The organism is Agromyces agglutinans (assembly GCF_009647605.1).
GTDB classification, from domain to species: domain Bacteria; phylum Actinomycetota; class Actinomycetes; order Actinomycetales; family Microbacteriaceae; genus Agromyces; species Agromyces agglutinans.
This window is the reverse complement of record NZ_WJIF01000001.1, coordinates 588,583-604,367: the sequence shown is the minus strand read 5'-3', so window position 1 is coordinate 604,367 and position 15,785 is coordinate 588,583. Positions and strand designations below refer to the sequence as shown.

The 15,785-nt window shown below is 67.3% G+C and carries 12 protein-coding genes; 1 reads left to right on the top strand and 11 read right to left on the bottom strand.

The genetic code is table 11. The features are described from left to right. Positions 1 to 114 precede the first annotated feature (114 nt). The 5 genes from GE115_RS02825 to GE115_RS02805 all read right to left on the bottom strand — a co-directional run bounded on the left by GE115_RS02825 (position 115) and on the right by GE115_RS02805 (position 5,692). Positions 115 to 1,596 carry a GmrSD restriction endonuclease domain-containing protein gene (locus GE115_RS02825; protein ID WP_216648733.1) on the bottom strand — a complete coding sequence of 494 codons (1,482 nt, stop codon included), beginning with the start codon at positions 1,594 to 1,596 and terminating at the stop codon, positions 115 to 117. A 94-nt stretch (positions 1,597 to 1,690) separates the two neighbouring features. Further along, a complete protein-coding gene (locus tag GE115_RS02820) occupies positions 1,691 to 2,212 on the bottom strand; it encodes a hypothetical protein (protein ID WP_153683226.1) in 522 nt (173 codons plus the stop codon). 50 nt (positions 2,213 to 2,262) lie between these two features. Further along, positions 2,263 to 2,724, bottom strand: a complete 462-nt coding sequence (locus GE115_RS02815; protein WP_153683225.1) for a single-stranded DNA-binding protein — start codon at positions 2,722 to 2,724, stop codon at positions 2,263 to 2,265. 68 nt (positions 2,725 to 2,792) lie between these two features. Then, positions 2,793 to 4,697 carry a type IV secretory system conjugative DNA transfer family protein gene (locus GE115_RS02810; RefSeq protein ID WP_153683224.1) on the bottom strand — a complete coding sequence of 635 codons (1,905 nt, stop codon included), beginning with the start codon at positions 4,695 to 4,697 and terminating at the stop codon, positions 2,793 to 2,795. A 5-nt stretch (positions 4,698 to 4,702) separates the two neighbouring features. Then, entirely contained in the window at positions 4,703 to 5,692 is a 990-nt protein-coding gene (locus GE115_RS02805) for a DNA-processing protein DprA (RefSeq protein ID WP_172979644.1), read from the bottom strand. A 313-nt stretch (positions 5,693 to 6,005) separates the two neighbouring features. Between GE115_RS02805 and GE115_RS02800 the strand changes: the two genes are divergently transcribed. Further along, positions 6,006 to 6,749: a hypothetical protein gene (locus tag GE115_RS02800; RefSeq protein ID WP_153683222.1), complete on the top strand. Its 744-nt coding sequence runs from the start codon at positions 6,006 to 6,008 to the stop codon at positions 6,747 to 6,749. A 92-nt stretch (positions 6,750 to 6,841) separates the two neighbouring features. On the opposite strand, the gene GE115_RS02795 is transcribed toward GE115_RS02800, so the two are convergent. From GE115_RS02795 to GE115_RS02770, 6 genes are all read right to left on the bottom strand, one after another. Continuing rightward, positions 6,842 to 9,925: an N-6 DNA methylase gene (locus GE115_RS02795; protein ID WP_153683221.1), complete on the bottom strand. Its 3,084-nt coding sequence runs from the start codon at positions 9,923 to 9,925 to the stop codon at positions 6,842 to 6,844. 336 nt (positions 9,926 to 10,261) lie between these two features. After that, a complete protein-coding gene (locus tag GE115_RS02790; RefSeq protein WP_312854839.1) occupies positions 10,262 to 11,827 on the bottom strand; it encodes a putative type IV secretion/conjugal transfer ATPase in 1,566 nt (521 codons plus the stop codon). Continuing rightward, entirely contained in the window at positions 11,824 to 12,255 is a 432-nt protein-coding gene (locus tag GE115_RS02785) for a hypothetical protein (protein ID WP_153683220.1), read from the bottom strand. Before GE115_RS02785 ends, GE115_RS02790 begins: the two co-directional genes overlap by 4 nt. 257 nt (positions 12,256 to 12,512) lie before the next feature. Beyond that, positions 12,513 to 13,976 (bottom strand): SCO6880 family protein, encoded by a 1,464-nt coding sequence (locus GE115_RS02780; RefSeq protein ID WP_153683219.1) that lies wholly within the window; start codon positions 13,974 to 13,976, stop codon positions 12,513 to 12,515. A gap of 3 nt (positions 13,977 to 13,979) precedes the next feature. Continuing rightward, the gene (locus tag GE115_RS02775; protein WP_153683218.1) at positions 13,980 to 15,416 is read right to left on the bottom strand and encodes a conjugal transfer protein TrbL; all 1,437 of its coding nucleotides are present in this window, start codon (positions 15,414 to 15,416) and stop codon (positions 13,980 to 13,982) included. Between the two features lie 29 nt (positions 15,417 to 15,445). Then, the gene (locus GE115_RS02770; protein WP_312854838.1) at positions 15,446 to 15,715 is read right to left on the bottom strand and encodes a DUF6112 family protein; all 270 of its coding nucleotides are present in this window, start codon (positions 15,713 to 15,715) and stop codon (positions 15,446 to 15,448) included. Positions 15,716 to 15,785 lie beyond the last annotated feature (70 nt).

Genomic DNA, 15,785 nt, shown 5'->3' with positions numbered 1-15,785 from the left:
ACGGGATCTGGTCGTTTCGTTCGTGGGTCGCTGTTTGCGGTGGCCACGGCTCGGTCCGATCGCAGCGGTGCCGGCAGCTGCGATTCAGTTCGCTGCCGCGCACGCGCGAGATGTCTATTCGCAGCCGACGCCGTCGCCGTCGCGGTCGAGCTTGCGGGAGTAGCCTGGGTCGCCGGCGCGTATGGGGGACGCTCCTGCGGCGCGGACGGCGTCGCAGTTCTCGTAGTAGACGTCGACCGGAGCGGGCGCTGGGGCCGGCTCAGGTGCGGGCGCTGGTGCCGGCGCAGGAGCCGGCGTGGGTGCCGGTTCGACGACGGGTGCGGCGACCGGGGTGAATGCGGAGGTGACGGCGGGTTCGTCGGGGCATCCGGTGAGGATGTTCGCGATGGCGTCGTGTTCGGCTTGGGTGACCCAGAGCCCGTAGGTGGCTTTCACTGAGACCTGGCGTGCGACGTAGGTGCAGCGGAAGTCCTTCTTCGGGGGCAGCCAGGTAGCGGCGTCGCCGGCGCCCTTCTGGCTGTTGGTCGGGCCGTCGACGGCGAACAGGTTGATGGGGTCGTTCGCGAGGCTGATGCGTTGTGCCTGGGTGAGCTGTTGTGCGCCGGTCTCCCAGGAGTTCATGAGTGCGACGACGTGGTCGATCTGCACGGCGAGGGAGGTCGTGTTTCCGCGGACGAAGTCGATGGTCTTGCCGGTGTACGGGTCGGTGAGGGTGCCGGTGAGGACTTTGCAGGGGCCGGACTTCGTTTCGGGTTCGAGGTCGCGGGCGAGGATGTCGTTGCGGGTGTCGCAGCCGTTGCTGTCGACGTCGAGCCATGCGGTGCCGTACCCGGCTTCGCGGTCGTATCCGGTCTTCGGTGCGCGGCCCTTGATCGGCAACGTGTCGAGGAGGGCGAGGGCGGTGCCCTGGGTTGCGGTCGAGTCGGCCACACCGACCGCGGCGGTGCCGTCGTAGCCAGCGACGGTTTCAGGTGCATCCGGTTCCCCGGTCGGCGTCGGCGTCGGCTTGGGTGTGCGGCTGGGTTCAGGGGAGGGTTCCGCGCTCGCGGCGGTGGAGGGCCGGGCTTCGGTGGTCGGTTCGGATGCTCCGGCGGCGGCTGTGCCGCCGAGGACGGTGACGATGAGCCCGCCGGCGATGACGCCGGCTGCGGCTTTGCGGCCGGCGATCGCGGCCCAGGACGGTCGCTTCGTCGCGAACGCGTAAATGCCGGTGACCAGTGCGATGATCCCGACCCAGATCAGCCCGCCGCCGGCTCCGACCGTTGGCAGGAGTACCAGGGTCAGGAATGCGAGGACGCTGAACGCGAGCCAGCCCCACACGTTGAGGCGACGGAACCACGCTCCGATGAGTCCGAGGAGCCGCTTGACCCCGGTGAGCAGGAGGGCGATCGCGCGGCGGAACGGGTTGGCCTGCGTTGCCGTGGCTGTTCCGCTGGGTGTGGGGTGCGCCGTGGCCGTCGAAGCCGGTGCCGGCTGCGGTGCCGCGGAGCCGGGAGCGCGGTGTTCGGTCCATGCGGTGCCGTCCCAGTAACGCTGGCCGGTGGTGCTGTTATCGGGATCGGGGTACCACCCGGCGGGCGATGTGGGGGCGCTCACGTGCTCTCCTCGTTCGGGTACGGGGTCGCAGTTCAGGCTATGAGCACGCCGCCTCCGGTCTGACCAGATCCGGCCCCCACTTCGGGGCACGAGATCACACCAGATCCCGTTCTGCGGCCCGGCGCCGTTCGACGTCGGCGACGACGAATTCGACGAAGTCGTCGTTGCGATCCGTGATCCCGACGTCGTCGATGGTGGCGGCGGGTGGTTCGCCGGGCCAGGCAGTCTGGCGGGTGGGTCGGTCGCGATCGAGGCGTGTGCCGGCGGTCGCGACCCAGTCGTGGAGGCGGCCGCGCGCGTCCGCGAAGTCGCGGTGCCATCCGAATGGTGCGGAGGCGTGCTGGTCAGGGTCGTAGGCACTGAGCCAGTGCAGGTGCAGGGCGGAGAGTTCCCAGACGAGCTCGGGGTGGCGGTGCCACAGCGGTGGGACGACGGATGCCGGAAGCCCGTATGTGCGTCGGAGCCAGTCGACCCACCGGTTGAGGCGAACCCATTCGATCTCGGCTTCCTTAGCGGTCAGCAGGTTCCAATTGATCGGATGCGGCGGCTCGGCGAGCAGCGGCGCGGCGAGGTCGTCGAACGCGTCGTCGTCGAACCGTACGCTGCCGAACAACAACGAAGGAGCATCAGCCGGGGATCCGGGGGACGCGGCATCCGCCATCGTGCTCACCGGTGCAGCGCGGATGTCGCGCTACCGACCGGTGCTGCCGGCGAGGTGATCGGTTCCGCGGCGCTCGCTTCCGCGTCTCGCCGGACTGTGGCGGCATGGCGGCGGGTGCGGTCGACGTCGTAATCGGTGCGGGCGAGGTCGTGGCCGATCTTCTTGGCCACGAACTCTTCGCGGTCGACGACCTGGCCGTCGCGCTCGACCTGGTAGCGGTGCACGTAGCCCTCGGCGACGAACTGGTCGCCCTTGCTGAACCGGGTCATGGCGCGGTCGGCGGTGGCGCGGTACGCGACGAGGTCGTGGAACTCGGGCGGCAGTTCGGTGAACGAGCCGTCGTCCTCGCGGCGGAACTGCGGCTGCCCGATGCGCACGTAGAAGCGGGAGTCGCCGCGCTCGGTGACCGTGCGTTGCGGATCGGAGGCGATGAAGCCGGACAGAGAGTGCTGGGTGCGAAGCGTCATTGGACTGGCCTTCCGGTGTCGGGCGGATCGACGATCCGCGCTCACCGCTGAGGTGCGCATGGCGAGTTCTACGAACCGACCTCGCGGCTGTCGGCGTCGAGCGCGGCGCTTTCGAGGTCATTGTCGTCGGCCGAGGCCGAGGCATCCGTTCGGTCCGAGTCGCCAGCGCCGTCGGTCTCTGCGCCATGGCTCGGCGGCCTTGGCTTCGGCGCCTGCAGCACGGCTTCGACCTGCTGGCGTCCCGCTTGCAGGGCGGCCGCGTCGGCGCGTTCGGTCCAGGGCCGGAGTTTCGCGATGATCGGTGGTGCAGATCGGAGCAGGAAGAGGCCGGCGCCGTCGGGGAGGGTGCGGATCGTGTCGGGTGGCATGGTCTGCACGCGGCGGACGGAGCGTTGCGAGGAGCGGCTGCCGCGGTCGCCAATGGTGGTGGCATCGGTCAGGTCGTCACGATCGCCGATTATGGTCGCGATGTTCTGCAGGTCGCCCGCGTTCGACTCGCCGCCGAGCATGACCTTGACGTTGGAGGCATCCCAGATCGTGCCGGCGGTGTTGTCGGACCAGTTCGAGCGTGCTTGGGCGAGGGACTGCAGGACCGGCATGGTCGTGAAGCCGGTGCCGCCGCCTTCGGCCATGAGACCCGGCAGGGATGGCAGGGGTGCGAGGTTGCCGATCTCGTCGAGGGCGAGCAGCAGCGGTGGGTCGAGGCGTGCGCGCGGTGATTCGGCGGCGATGCGGCGTCCGGTTTCGACGAGGTCTTCGATGAACGCGGCGACGAGGTTGGCGGTGTTGTCGGCCCCGGCACTGGTGGCGAGGAGGTAGACGGTGCCGCCGGCGCGGAGGAAGAGTTTCGGGTCGAAGCGTTCGCCGTCGGTCGGGGAGACGGCGTCGAGCACGCGCGGGTCGGCGAGGGATGCGAGTGAGAGGGATACGCCTTGCCAGATGGAGTCCCGGGTGCGCGGGTCGGCGTCGAGCATCGACTGCAACGCGTCACCCCACCCGGTCGCAGCCCCCGTATTGGAGTGCAGGATCGCGGCGGCGTCTGCGGCCGCGGCGGGGTCGAGCGTCCAGCGGAAGAGTTCGGCGGGGGAGCGGCGGTCGAGGGCCGCTGCGTGCAGGAGTGACTGGAGGGCGACGCGCGTCTTCGCCTCCCAGAACCCGCCGCCGTCGACACCGCCCGCGGATAGTCCGGTGCCTGCTGCGAGTCCCTTGGCGCGGATGATCGCGGTGAGCGGGTCCTCGCAACCACGGATCGGCGACCACCGAAGCCCAGCCGGGATACCTGGGACCAAGCGTTGGGGGTCGAAGACGGCGACCGGGCCATGTTGTCGTCGGGCGGTCAGTGTGGCGGCGAGGTTGTCGGGCCGGGTGCTCGTGGTCACCACGGGCCCTGGCGCGTCGAGGATCGCGTTGATGACGATGTTCACGCCCTTGCCAGAGCGCGGCGGCCCCATCACCAGGATCGAGTCCTCGACCGACGCCCACACCTCGACGCCCTGCGAAGAACCGAGTCGATAGCCGACATCGCTCGGTTCGGGGTGCTCGAGGGATGGCCGCAGGTGCGCGGCGCGAAGAAGGAGCCGCTTCCGGGATGCGGCGTACGTGACGTCTGCACGAGTGGCGATGCCCGGCATCCGGAACGGGTCCGCCAGCCGTGCCCGCTCGGAGGCACGCAGCATCCGTCGGACCAGAACGAACCCGGTGATCGCCGCAGCGATCAACAGTGCTGCGGCGCTCCAGAACGCGACCGGGTGCAGGCCGGGCGCTCCGAGTGCGCCGGCCGGGTCGGACGGGTGCAAGATGACGGCCAGCCCGCCCTCCGGTCCCACGGCCGGTTCGGGGAGCCCGGTCACCCAAGCGCTGATGCTGCCCGCGACGCGAAGCATCAGCGCGAGCCCTGCGACGCCGATGAGGATCGCCAGGCCGACGTTCGTGAGCTCGTTGCCAAGGTCGCCACTGGCCTGCTGGGTTCGCATGAGCGTTAGCGCAGCCGTCGCCGGCCGTCGGGCAGGCCGCGATGGGGGTTGGCCGTCGCGAAAGGTCGGTCTACGGCGTAGCGGACAGCGGGGTCGGTCAGGCGGATGAGATCGTCGGCGCCGGTGATCAGGGTCGCGGTACCGCTCTGGATGAGCGCATGTGTACCCGCGCTCGTCGGCGACGTGAGAGGCCCCGGCAGGGCCGCGACCGGGCGACCGAGCGCGTGAGCGATCGCCGCGACGTTCAGCGAGGCTGACCGTCGTCCTGCCTCGACCACGACGGTCGAGCCCGCGAGTGCGGCCAGCAAGCGACCTCGTTGCAGGAATCGCCACCGTGTTGGCGATGCACCCGGTGGGAGTTCGGAGATGAGCAGGCCGCCGCCCGAGGCGATGCGCTCGTGGAAGTCGTCGTGACCGGCGGATTGGGGGCGACCGAGCCCTGACGCGAGGACGGCAATCGTCGCGGTCGGCCCGGCCGCCAGGGCGCCGAAGTGGGCGTCCGCGTCGATGCCGTGTGAGCTGCCGGCGAGGATGACGCGGCCACGGCGGGAGAGATCTGCCGCGAGTTCGCGAGCGAGGTGGCTGCCGTACGCGGTCGCCGCCTGAGCACCGGTGATCGTCACCCGGCCGGGTAGCGGCGCATGAAGGGACTCCGGTGCACCGTGAAGCCAGAGGGCGATCGGAGCGGTGGAGCCGAGCTGATTGAGTTCGGTCGGCCAGTCGGCATCCGCGGGAGTGAGCACACGCAGGTTGGCGGCATCCATCGCGGCACGTTGCTGGTCAAGCTCATCGGGATGGATGCGCGGCGCGAGACGTCGACGCCACAGCTCGCCCTCGGCAGTGTCGATATCGCTCGGCAGTGATAAGCGGTTCGCGATCAGCTCGACCGTTGAAACCGCACCCACGCGCGCGATCAACGTGCTGGTGATGACGTCGGCTGGTTCAGAGACCGCGGCGAGGACCATCCTCGCGTCTCGTTCTTCGCCTGCGGTCACTGCGCCTCCTGGTGTGGGAGGAAGGTGTGCCGCCCGCATCCTCGGCGCCCGCGAGCGCGGAGCTCGAGAGACACCGCTCACCGGTTGGCGTTCGCGTAGTGAACGCGTGCCGTCGCGTCGCGAATCGGACCGGTTCCGCGCTCGCCCACGGTATGCCGATGGCGCACAGGTCGCAGCCGTTATCGATGACGCACGCGGGATTCACCTCAGTGAACTGAAGGTCCCCGCTCATCGCCAACGTGCAAGTCCACTTTCGCGTAAGCGCGTGTCGGTCGAGTGGTATTGACTGGCCTCAACGAGCTGCGGGGGCTGGATGGCCAAGATCTATGGGTACTACGAGTACGACGACTCGCTGACACCCGGGCAATCAGAGGATGGCGGCCTAAGTCAGCTCCTCTTCGACTGCGAGGGGAAGTTGTCTGATCACGCATCGTTCCACCCGTCGGAGCGAGACGATGACGACAGCAGTTACGAATCGACGTCGTCGACCACCGAATCGGATCCAGACGCAGACGCGCAGGCGGCGGCGCTGCTCATCTTGGCCGTCATCGGCGCCGCGGTCGGCGGGTACGCCCTCATCCGCAAAGCGACCCCGCACGTACAGCAAATCATCAACGAGCGCGCGCTCCCAGCAGTTCGATCGTTTTGGAACAACGTGCGTGGACTGGGGAGCGAGGCCACCGCATCCCCGATGGACGCCGCCGACGTCGTCACCATGCCGACGCAGGCTGATGCGTGCGACGACGATGCTGCGCCTGGGACTGACGTCGCCGTCGCGAAGCCGCAGATGACCGCCGAGGAGTGGTGTGCCCGCTTCCGGGCGATGTTCGAGGCGAGACAGTTTGCCGATGAGCAGTGGAAGATATTGTCGTCGGTGCAGGTAGTGGACAATAACGCGATCCGTGAGTTGCAGCGGGAGATGGCGCGCAGCCAGCCCGAAGCGATTGTTCGGCGGGTGACGCTGATGCTCGAGGCGATGCCACAGGTGGATGAGGTGTCGAAAGCCGAGCCGCTACTAATCGAGGTGAGGGCGACCCAGGGCAATGACCTTGAGTGATTGCTACTCACTAGAAGGCCAATTCGGGAAACACCACGGGATTGCGGGCAGTAGCGCCCGGGGGATCGGTGGACTTCGTCGTGCGGCGCTGGCTATGACTCCTCGTCGTCAGGAAAGTCTGCGTCCTCCGCGTCGCCGAGCAGAATCGCCGAGCCTGAGGGGTTGAGGTCGAGCATACGGGTGACGATTTGGTCGATGGCTTCGGTCGTGCCATCCGCAGCCAGGGCGCCTCGCACGAGCCGACGAGCGTCCTTGAAGTCCAACACATCCGCGAAGTCGATGGTCATTGCGGTCGCGGTCGCGGCGATGCCCAGGTCGGCAAGAGCCACATGCGTTTCGTTGTCAGGGTCGTAGGCCGGAATCGGGAGTCGCCATGGGAGCGTGTCGATGTCTCGCGTACCGAATAGACCCCGAGACTGCCGTTTCGCAACTGCGACGGCGACAGCATCCGAGTTCAAGATGGCCGCGAGATATTGTCCCTCGCCCTCCGAGTCGACCTTCAACCAGTAGAGCTTGTGTTCAATTACGTAGTCGGTGTTCGCGGTGTAGGCCGCGGCAATGCGATTGCCGGACGCGGTGTAGAGAACCCGGTGAGCTGGTGCAGGCAATTGTCGCGTGAGCCCGCTCTGGAAGTTGAGGCGCTCAGTGAGATTCATCTTCGTCTTCGCCGACTTGTTCGCGTTGTAGAGGCCATCGACAATCGCCCAGCGGGCGCTAAGCAGCGGGTAGTGCAACATCTGGGCGGGCTTCAGCACGCCGCTGTCAGTGATGGGGAGCACCGCCTTGTGCGGCCAAACGACCCGATAGGGCACCATGCTCGATCCGAGCAGCACCTCTCGAACGAAGGACTCCTCTACAGGTGACTCGACCGAATCTAGTAGCTTCCACGGCTTCTTCTCCTGCGTGCTGCGCGCCGACTTCACCGCGGTTGTTCCTGCAGGGCGTCCAAGCATTCCGGCGGGCACCTCGTCGACGAAGGTCAGCACGCGAGGCACGACCGTTGCGCCCTGAATCGGCCGCGATGAGTAAGGCGACAGATAGGCGTCGTCGGCCGACAGTTGGATGACCGTGTCGTCTTCACGCAGGATGTGGCCAACACGACCACGAAATGCGATGACCTCCTCCGGCAGCGCGACAGCTTCGTCTGCGCGAGTGCCGAATATGACCGCTGACGGCACCGGGAAGAGGTCTGGACGCACGTCGGCCAAATCCCACGGTGTCTCGAACGCTGCGTTAATGTGCAGCGGGTCGGCATCGAGCCAGTCGCCGGTGCGGAACAACTCATACTGCAAGCGCGACAGCACCGCGTAGGGCGTTACGAAGCCGAAGCTACCGCCGGGCTTGAGGAAGACCTCGACCGTGCGGGCGATGAACAGCGCCGCGAGGTCTTGGTTGGTCGCCACCGCGCCACCGGTCCACAGCTCTCGCGACTCGAGCATCGCCTTGAACTGCGACTGCATCGTGCGCGTCATGTAGCGGTAGGCCACCCACGGCGGGTTTCCGACAAGCACGTCCACCGGGTTCCGCGCGAGCCACAGCGGCCGGATCTGATTGCGAACGACGTAACCCCAGATGTGGTCTCGACCGGCGGCGTTCAGTTCACAGAGTGTCTTGAATGAAGCCCTCACCACGTCGGCCTGCGGGTCTTTCACCCCACGCGCTTTCAATATGTGCGAGATAACAGGGATGGGCCTGGTCGCATCTGTGTACTGCGCGGCGAGGTCAGCGAGGTCGGCGATGAGCATGTCGAGCTCGGTGGGGTCGGAGCCGAGCGGGAAGGTCAACGTCTCGGCGAACCCGGCGAGCTGTTCGTCCTCAGCCTCACTTCCAGCGAGGTCTTCTGCATCTACTTCCATTGTGAAGACGTCGCTGCTGAGTGCGCCGGCCCCGCGGCCCCACTGCACCGAGTCTCCAAGGAAGACTGGAATGCTGAGCGTGCCTCGGTCCTGCAATCGCTCCGGCCCGATGGCGAGCAGATACGTCACCCGGGCCAGAACCACCGATACGGGGTGGATGTCCATGCCGAATACGGTCTCCTGCAACAATGTCAGCGCATCGCGGTTCGCGAACCCAGCCGCATCCGTTGCATCCAGGAATCGTCGCACGGCGTGAAAAACGAATGTCCCCGAACCGCATGCCGGGTCCATCACCCGTTGATTCAGCGGGTCCGTGACCCGCTCATCGACGATTGCCTTCGCGAGCCAGTCGGCGGTGTAGTACTCGCCGAGCCCCTTGCGCGTCTCCGGCGAGATGATGGCCTCGTACAGGTGCTTGAGCACGTCGTGCTCGACGTCCTCCCATGTGAACTGCCCGAGCTCACGCACCAGGTCGGCGATGATTGCGGGCCCGCCATTGACCTTTGCGGGCCAGTCGAAGAAGTCGGCCTCGACAACGCCGATGATGCCGGCGGACTTAAAGGCCGCGCCGGCGAGCACTGCATCAGATTCGAGCGTTGAGGGGTCGATGCCAACAACGAGGTGCGCGATGATCTCGGCTTCGATGACCAGGAGCGTGTGGTCGAGGAACAGTGCCGCGTCATCCTCGAAGTTCGTGCCGAGCGCCGTGCGGAGCAACCGGGCCCAGAGTTCGCGCTTCAGCGTCGTCTCGGCATCGTTGCTTTGGTCGTTGTATAGCGCCTCGAGGCGTGCACGGTCAAGACGGAACCGCGGCGAGCTCGCCCCGAGCCGCTCCTCGATGCGGTCAGGCGTCGGCTTCAGCTTCGGGCCCGTGAGGAGTATGCCGTCGAGCCAGTTAGTCAGCCGCTCGATGCTGTCAGAATCCGCGCGCTTCATCGTGAACGTCTGAACCTGCTTGAACTCGTCGCCGGCGAGCGTATAGAGCAGCCACTCGACGCCATCGGTAATGATGCCCGCGTACTCGTCGCCGGTCGCGTCGCGCTTGACCTTCAGATACCCCTGAAGCTGCGGTTCAGCCTTGGTCACGGCGTTTGCGACCGTGAGGTCCTTCTTCACTTCGATGATGAGTCGCCCGTACTCGACGTCGATTCGCCGCCGCGTGCCATCGCCGGTCGGAACCTCCACCTTCGACACCTGGTTATCGGCTAAGCCAAGAGGAGCGAGTGTGAGGAACGCGCCGAGATTCTGCTGGACGTCTGCCTCAGTACGGGTTGCCGAACGAACAGCGAAAATCTGAGCGAGGGGAACCAGGCTAGACATGAGCCAAACCTACACAGTCGAGCGCGTACACTCGCCCGTCGGCCACGTATCGAGGTGCTACCGAGCCTCCGATAAGCCCACGATGACGTCGTGGAATCTCCGGGCGCGATAATACGTCGAAGTGCGGTCGACGAGGTCGAGGGCCTCGACCGGGATGCCGATATCGGTTACTGCCCGCACGTTGTTCCTCGACTGAGCCCAGGTAGCTGAGTTCTACCTACCTCGGGCACACCGACGCCTGCGTCGCGGAGGGGTGTGCTGCGCGACGAGGTGACATCCGGTCTGGGTTGAATCCGCTCATCGCGCACCGCCCGCGAACATCGGATCCGAGCGAAGCTAATCACCGTGACAGGCCTCGGATCCAGCGCCAATTCTGCATGGTGCTGAACCCTCAGCGGACGAATCCCAATCTGCGAGTGCGAGAGCTCCCGTCATCCGCGCCGTCGTATCGAACGCCGCGAGCTCGTCGGGGTGCAGCTGGTGCTGCACGACGAAGCTGCGGTCCTTGACGCGCCAGAGTCCCTGGCCAATCCCGAGCGTGGGGAGCAGCTTCTGCTCCGTTCCCGACAGCCCGAGGGCCGCGGCTGTCGAGCCGAGCTGATCCGGCTCCTGGCGGTAGACGATACGGGTCTCTGCGTTCGCGAGCAGTGACGACGCGAGGGCGCGCATGGCGCTGCCGGAGTCGCCGACGTTGTCGAGGTCGGTGAGCTTGTGGAAGATCAGCATGTTGGCGATGCCGTAGTGGCGGGCGAGGCGCCATTGGGCGTCCATTCGGCGGAGCAGGGCGGGGTAGGCCATGAGGCGCCAAGCTTCGTCGTAGACGACCCAGCGTTGACCGCCGTCAGGGTCTGCGAGGGCGCCCTCCATCCAAGCCGACGAGCACGTCATGAGCACCGAGATGAGAGTCGAGTTCTCAGTGACGCGGGAGAGGTCTAGGGACACCATCGGCAGGGTCGGGTCGAAGCGCACGGTGGAGGGGCCGTCGAAAAGGCCGGCGAGGTCGCCGGCGACGAGGCGGCGGAGTGCGTGGCCGACGAGGCGGCCGTCTTCGGCGAGGCGGTGCTCCGGGTCGTCCGTCGGATCAGGGCTGAGGATGCGGTCGACGACCATCGGCAGGATCGGCACCGGCGCGCTTCGTACGGCGTCGGCGAGGGCGAGGTCGATGGCGGTGTGCTCGAGCGGCGTGAGTTGGCGGTCGAGCACGGTCTCGGCGAGGGCGCCGATGAGGTCGCGTCGGCGCGAGGCGAGCTGTGCGGCCCATTCAGCATCGGAGGCAGCGGCGGGTCGGTGCCCTTCGTCGAGCGGGTTCAGGCGGTTCCGCAGTCCATGCCCGAGGATGATGGCTTTGCCGCCGACTGCTTCGGCGACGGCGGTGTGCTCGCCTTTCGGGTCGCCGGGCACGTACACGCGCCTCCCGAAGGGCAGCGAACGGGTGTAGAGCGATTTCGCGAGCGACGACTTACCCGAGCCGACGATGCCGGCAAGCACGACGTTCGGCGCGGTGATCATGCCGCGTTGGTAGAGCACCCATGGGTCGTAGACGAACGAGGCGCCTGAGTAGAGGTCTTGACCGACGAATACGCCCGCCGAGCCGAGTCCGGCTTCGGCGAGAAACGGATAGTGACCGGCGAGCGTGGCGGACGTGTCCTGATGCTTCGGCAGTCTCAGCCGACCCGGCGTGCGAAGCGATGCGGGCCCAGGCTCGCCAGCGGCCGGAAGGTAGCCGGCCTGGCGTGCCTCGGCACGCTCGCCGGCAACGCGCGTGCGGCGGTCGGCCTCGCGGGCCCGACGGGCATCCTTTTCGAGCGCGGATGCAGCGCGTTGCCGTGCCCGTCTCTCTCGTCGACGTTCATCACGCGGGCTGACCAACGCCGCAGTGTGCAGGCGCTCGTCGATGCTCACAGCGCGACCGCATGGCTCGCGCGTGACCGCGCGCCGGAAGGCACCGTGGGCGCACGCAGGGCATTGGTCGCGGGGTCGGCCAATGGTTCGAATGGCGCGTGCACGGCGCGACTGGGCTCCGGCGCGGGTTCGTACCGGCGGAGCAGCGAGACGTATCCGAAGGTGTCCGAGTACGTGAGCGCGTAGGGGGAGCCGAACGGCTCGATGGTGTGGTCGGTGCTGCCGGCCGGCACTTTGTCGTAGACGTATCCGGCTTCCAGTGCGGCTTCGACAGTGGCGTCGCCGTCGTCGTGGTCGCTGAGACGGTAGATCGCAGAGATCGGCCCTTCCCGATCGATCAGGTCGAGGAGTTCCTCGGCTTCATCACCTTGGAGGAAGACCACGCTGATCCACCGCGTGGACGGCTCGTCGCGCTCGAAGAGGTGCATGCTCGGCTCCAATCAGGATGCTTCGCAAGACAGGTGCGTCGGCGGCTTCGTACAAGGCGCTGTTCGGCTCGGTCACCTGAGGGTGGCACGAAATCCGGATGCCTGGCGGCCGTTCGTCGCCGGATGCGCGATTGCGGGATGCAGCCCTGTCGAGCTGGTTCGACTGCCGCGCGCGGCAGTCGAAGAACGTCTGGCAGGCGTCACGCCCCAGTTCGGCGACGCAACTGACTTCGGTGCCGATGCTCGCGGTTCGGACCTCAGACCGATCGACAGAGTGGCAACGCTGCTGCCGTGAAGGCCTGGGCCTGCTGCCCGACGAGCCGACGCACCTCGCACGAGGCCTGAATCGCTGCCTGTTCCACGGCGGCGACTGCGGCATCCAATTCGTCGCTGGTCGGGGCGGTGATCGTGATCAGTCCGGTGACGCGCAGCACTCCGTGGCCCGCCGTGAGGTCGGCCTCCTGTTGGAGCACGTCTTCGTACTCTGCGGTGGCAGAGGCATCCTCGATCTGTCCGATGCGGTTGCGTTGGTGCGCATCGGAGATGAGTTCAGTCTTCTTCTTCCGGAGATCGCGGGCCGCTGCGTCGGCGCGGACGGGCAGGTAGTGCAGGGCGATGGTGCGTAGGACGCCGTTGGTGAACACGAGGGGGCTGAGGAAGCCGGGGTAGACCTGTGACCTCGGCCATTCGCTGATCCAGAGCACGGCGTGGAAGGCGGAGTCGCTGTGTAGGTGGTCCCAGCTTTCGGTGACGGCGACGGGCCCGGCGGTGGCGAGGTCGCGACCGATGTCCGGATGCCGCTCGAGGTGAATCCCGACCGTAGGGTCGTAGGCGGTGCGAAGCACTGCGGCGAGCTCGGAAGCGTTGAGCCAGCCGCCGACGATGAGGTCGGCCGAGCGCAGCGCGCTGTTGAGTACGAGCAGTTCTTGGCGGAGCACGTCGGCCGCCCCGCGCATTCCGCCGCCGGAGGCGCGAATCTGGCGGGCCGCGCCGTTCAGGTCGAGGGCGACGCTCATGGTCGTCGCGTGGCGTTCGCCGGCCGGGCCGGCGCGTTCGATGAGTTCGCGGTAGGTGTTGGCGGCCCATGAGTCGTCGTCGAAGCCGTGGTGCGCCCACCACTCCGCGAGCCCGCTTCCGGAGTCTGGCAGAGTCCGCTCGTTGACCTGTATGCGGGCGATGCGGCCGGAGCGGCATGCCCCGGCGAGCACGCGGCTCCAGCCGGTGACGCGTCGGTGCTGTTCGCCGGGGTCGAGGAGTGCGAATGCAGGGTGTGAGATCAGGACGATCGCGGTGAGGGTCTGGTGGTGCGGATCATGGATCATCACGGCGCCGCTTTCCGGGTCCTCCCATTCGCGGAGGGCGGCCGCGTCGCCGGGCAGCGCGAGTGTGCCTACGGGGCGTGGCCGCATGATTCGGCGTCGGTAGGTGAGCTGATGGCGCGCGACGCGCAGCATCCATCTGGTGGTGATGGGCACCCACTCGACCACCTTGCGCCCGCCGATCGGGATTGCGGCGCTGAGCGCCGCGGTGCCCCAGATCGGCGACGTCCAGGCGACACCGGATGCACCAGCGGTGTAGAGGGAGCTGACGAGGATGAGCAGGCCCGTCGTGAGCGCAATGAGCTGCGGTGTCGAGAGACCCAGCAGGATGCCGCGGCGGGTGAGCCGCGAGAACTGCACGGGTGCGAGCCGGTAGTCGGCCTCGGTAGCGGTGATGCGCATGGGTCATCCTTTGCTTCCTGTGCGGGGCGGGGGTGAGGCGGGCGCGCCCGATGGGCGTGGCGACGGCATAGATGGACGAGTCGTCGACCGGGCCGTAGGTACCGGCGCACTGGGCGGCGGGGGACTCGCCGTCTCGGCCGCACTGCCGAGGTGAGTGTCGGCGGTTCCGGCAACTGCACCACCCGCTCGCGGCGCAGCGCGCGCGACAGCGCCCGCCACCTGGGCGCCCGCCGCGACGGCGAGTCCGGCGGGTCCGGCAGCGGATGCCGCGCCGCCAGCACCTGCGCCTGCGGCGCTTCCAGCGCCAGCGCCTCCAGCAGCGCTGGCTCCCGCGCTGGAGGCGCTCGCCGGAGCGGCACTTGCGGCGCTTCCGGTGCTACCCGTACCGCTGGTCGATCGAGCGCCTGCATGACCTGCGGTCGCGCCAGTGGGCGCGGGACCGCCTTGCGCGCCTGGATCGGCGGACTTGCCGCCGTCGAGGATTTTCTTCGCGCTGTCGAGCCCCGGCCCGCCGGGTACCGGCACGGGTCGGTTCAGCGCGGACTTCGCCTCCTGCTCGCTCGACATCGCGTGGTACATGTCGAAGCCGACGAAGTTTAGGAACTTGTACGTGATGTACGGGGCGAACGCAGCGACGAACATCAGCACGATGCCCGCGATCGGGTCGCTGATCGACGCAAGGTCCGCATCGATCGGGGCGGCTACCTGGGCGATCGCGACGAGGAAGATCACGACGAGCACGAGTTTCGACAGCACGAGCGCGACGACGAATGAGATCCACTTCGGAAGCCAGCCCTTCGTGGCATCCCAGGTCAATCCGGCAAGTGCGATCGGTCCAAATACGACCGCGACGAGCAGCAGGGCTTTTCGGATCAGGAGGGAGAACCAGACGATCGCGGCCGCGCTGATTGCGAGAGCAGCCAGAAAGATCGTCACGATCGGACCGACTCCGGGTGCGGCGATCTGGATGCTGGTCAGCCCGCCGGCGAGTAGGGCGATGCGATCACCCATCCCTTCCATGGTGTTGCCGGTCGCCTGCACGATGCCGATCGTGAGCTGATCGATGATCTCGAGCAGCAGGGCTGTCAGGGTGACGATGACGAACGAGCCGAGGGTCGACTTCGCCAGCCCGATACCGGCGCGGGAGAGTGCCGTCGGGTCACGGTGGATCATGCCGGCGATGAGCTGCAGAAAGAAGAAGATGAGTGTGACGAACACAGCGAGGCCGAAGAGGACGTTGAAGACCTTTAGGTAGCTCGGGTCGGTAACGTCGACGAGCGTCGTGGTGTCGAAGGCCGTCCAGACCGCCTCGAACATCCACGCCGCGGCCGAGCCCATCGCGGCCGCGAGCCAGTCAAACGGCGCGGTCACGAGTGACGCGGTGCCCTCGCCGACGGCGGTGCACACTTCGGCGATGACGGGGACGTCGCAGACGCTCATCGTCTCACTCGAATGGATGCCGGGGCCACTCAGACGGACTGGCCGACGCCCCAGAAGAAGTTCGTCAACGTCACCGCAGCGCCGCAGATGATCGCCGCCCCACACGCGATGAGAACACCGGACTTGCCGCGGGAGGCGAGGTGCGGGTTGGACGAGTTCGCACCGAACCCCCAGACGATCGCGGCCACGATCAGCGCGAGCACCGCGAGGATCAATCCGATCGTCATCACTGCGCCCACTATGACGCGCAGTTGCTCGATGCCTGGAAGGCCGGTGCCGTTCGGAATGATGTCGATCACGGTGCGCTCCTCGGTCGATCCTGCGTTCGACTGGGAGGTGCGCAGGATGACGCCAGGCGGATGCGATTGG